Below are 2,527 nucleotides of genomic sequence, written 5' to 3'. Positions count from 1 at the left end.
TTTAAGCTAACAAACTGCTTAAGCGGGATTCGCAATGCGTGGCATTTTCAGCATGCGGCGGGTTTTGTGATTAAAGTGGTGTGCGGTAGCTTTGGTAGAGCATTGCTCACCCCTTAGCAGGGCGTTATGCTTAATCACGTAAAATCAGTGGTTTATGGTTTTTCTTTGTTCCCTAGGCTTGTTTGTTTCGAGTTTTTCGGCAAGTCAGCTCCAGTGGACGCTATTTTCCGGACACTTATTCTTTGGCGCTAAAAACTCTGAGAATTGCCTCAATCAATTCTCGGGCAAGCGCGAGGTTAGGGCGGTTGGCTCAATCAGCAATTTGATCTTAGGTTTTTCGTTTTGACTGGCAAAGTTCAAAGTCTGGTTTTCAAAATTATGAGTCATTTCAGTTTTTTGATTTTTGGCTTTTGTTTGTGAGTCAAAGCCGAGTTAATCTTGATTCTGTTAAAACGTAAGTTATTGAAGCTTAAGCATAACAAACGGTTCAAGAGGGACAGCCAACGCGTGGCATTTTTATTATGCGTTGGTTTTTTGTGGTTACGGTGTTATGCGGAAGCTTTGTAATGGCGTTGGCTGCCCCTTAACCGGGCGTTATGTTTTAAGGATAAAAATGAAACAATCAGTTTTTATGAGTTTAGTATTTTTGACTGGGTGTGCCGCTAGTCAGGCAGCACCAATAGAAGTTCTCAGTTATGAAGTTGATGATAACGATTACACATGGATAGCTATTAGTGAAAAGAATCTAACAAGTTCAAATGTTGAAATTGATAGTATTTTCGTGGAAAAAATTAATGAGCTTTGCCCACATGGTTATTTAGTTTCGGAACCAACAGAAGATAAAGGCCATGACGCTACATCGCTAAGAAGGCGTATGGAGCACTATATAAGAGTGAACAATGTCAAAATTGCTCATTCTTACTCTAAAAGTGTAAGTTGTACGCTTTGATTACAAACATAACAAAGCGTTCAAGTGGGATTCGTGCCGCGTGGCATTTTTGGTATGCGGTGATTTTGGTGGTGAAAGTGGTTTGCGGAGAGCAGGTTTAGGCGGCACTCACCCCTTAACGCGGCGTTATGTGTCCTAAGTGAAAATAAGACGGAACTATGTTCATAGAATCATTAAAAATCAGGCTTCGCTCACTTGAAGTTGAGGATGCTGAATACTTTTATCAGTGGTCTGGTGATAGGGAAGTGACACAATTCAGCCTGTCAGCTTATGCCTATCCGCAATCTCGTTCAGATATTGCTAAGTGGCTGTCGGACATTAACTCAAGTTCAAAGACGATTTCTTTTGGTATCGAGTGTAGAGAAAGCCAAAAACTGATTGGTTATGCTGGTATTTCAGGGATTAGCTCACTTAACCGAAGTGGTGAGTATTTTATCCTCATTGGTGATAAAGCACTTTGGGGCAAGGGGCTAGGAACAGAAGTCACGCGTTTAGTCACTAATTATGGATTCCGAGAGCTTGGCTTACATCGAATAGAATTGACCGCATATTGTGACAACGTAGCGGCAATCAAAGCGTATGAAAATGCTGGCTATCAGCACGAAGGTATCAAAAGAGAATCGGGTTATCGCAATGGCCGATTCATGGACAAAGTCCAAATGTCCGTTTTATCGCGAGAGTGGCCGGCCACATAACAAACGCCTCAAGAGGGACTGTCAACGCGTGGCGTTTCCAGTCCCATTGAGCCGCGGTGGTTTCGGTTGTTGTGTTTAAGTTTAGTGGTAATGCGTTGTCAGCCCCTTAGGCGGGCGTTAGCATGTGGGTGCAAAATGAATAAAATTCTCATTGTTGGCAATTCTGGTTCAGGTAAGAGTTGGTTGTCAGCGCAGTTGTCTCGAAAGCTCCAATTACATGAAGTTAACCTAGACTCAATTGTATGGGAGCCTGGTGGCTATAATCGGAAACGATCTCCCGAAGCAATCGAAAATGAAATTGTTTGCTTACGTTCTCAGCATAGTTGGGTAGTTGAAGGTGTATTTGGTGCCCTAGCTGAACAGCTAATTCCTTTCGCTGATACGCTGCTGTTCTTGGATTTGGAGTGGTCAGTGTGTGAGAACTCTCTTAAAGCTCGTGGTTCTGAGAGCTCTAATCAGCTTGATGTTAAACAGGCGGAGAAAAATTTTAGTGAGTTATTGAAATGGGCTTCTGAATACTCGATTCGAGAGTCCAAAAGCTCGCTGCAGTTTCATCAACAATTGTTCAGTGATTTTCACGGCAATAAAGTAAGATTCACTACACGTTCACAAATCAACGCATTTTTGGCTGAAACGACATTCTAACAAACGCCTCAAGAGGGACTGTCAACGCGTAGCGTTTCCAGTCCCATTGAGCCGCGGTGGTTACGGTTGTTGTGATTGAGTTTAGTGGTAATGCGTTGCCAGCCCCTTAGGCGGGCGTTATGTTTAATCACGTCAAATCAGTTGGTTGTATCTTTTCTTTGCTCCCTCGGCTTGTTGGTTTTGTGCTTGTCGGCAAGTTGGTTTCGTTTGGCGCTGTTTTCCGGACACTTGTTCTTTG

Annotated in this window: 5 protein-coding genes; all 5 read left to right on the top strand. The window is 43.0% G+C overall.

Features of this window, described 5'->3' with window-relative positions; genetic code table 11:
* Nucleotides 1-154: 154 nt before the first annotated feature.
* Nucleotides 155-346: a hypothetical protein gene (locus UF06_RS27380; RefSeq protein ID WP_082069554.1), complete on the top strand. Its 192-nt coding sequence runs from the start codon at nt 155-157 to the stop codon at nt 344-346.
* Nucleotides 347-613: 267 nt separating this feature from the next.
* Nucleotides 614-949, top strand: a complete 336-nt coding sequence (locus tag UF06_RS26730) for a hypothetical protein (RefSeq protein WP_045569195.1) — start codon at nt 614-616, stop codon at nt 947-949.
* 40 nt (nt 950-989) lie between these two features.
* Nucleotides 990-1,088 (top strand): DUF3265 domain-containing protein, encoded by a 99-nt coding sequence (locus tag UF06_RS23550; protein ID WP_082069553.1) that lies wholly within the window; start codon nt 990-992, stop codon nt 1,086-1,088.
* Nucleotides 1,089-1,107: 19 nt separating this feature from the next.
* A complete protein-coding gene (locus UF06_RS03465) occupies nt 1,108-1,644 on the top strand; it encodes a GNAT family protein (RefSeq protein ID WP_045569194.1) in 537 nt (178 codons plus the stop codon).
* 135 nt (nt 1,645-1,779) lie between these two features.
* Nucleotides 1,780-2,289 (top strand): ATPase AAA, encoded by a 510-nt coding sequence (locus UF06_RS03460; RefSeq protein ID WP_045569193.1) that lies wholly within the window; start codon nt 1,780-1,782, stop codon nt 2,287-2,289.
* Nucleotides 2,290-2,527: the final 238 nt, after the last annotated feature.

The organism is Vibrio sp. S234-5 (assembly GCF_000960595.1).
GTDB lineage: Bacteria > Pseudomonadota > Gammaproteobacteria > Enterobacterales > Vibrionaceae > Vibrio.
The sequence above is the reverse complement of the archived record's forward strand: the minus strand, read 5'-3'. Positions and strand labels throughout refer to the sequence as shown.

What these genes read in the sequence shown, in the direction of transcription:
- UF06_RS27380 (WP_082069554.1), top strand. Translation starts at nt 155, where the DNA reads ATGGTTTTTCTTTGTTCCCTAGGCTTGTTTGTTTCGAGTTTTTCGGCA.
- UF06_RS26730 (WP_045569195.1), top strand. Translation starts at nt 614, where the DNA reads ATGAAACAATCAGTTTTTATGAGTTTAGTATTTTTGACTGGGTGTGCC.
- UF06_RS03465 (WP_045569194.1), top strand. Translation starts at nt 1,108, where the DNA reads ATGTTCATAGAATCATTAAAAATCAGGCTTCGCTCACTTGAAGTTGAG.
- UF06_RS03460 (WP_045569193.1), top strand. Translation starts at nt 1,780, where the DNA reads ATGAATAAAATTCTCATTGTTGGCAATTCTGGTTCAGGTAAGAGTTGG.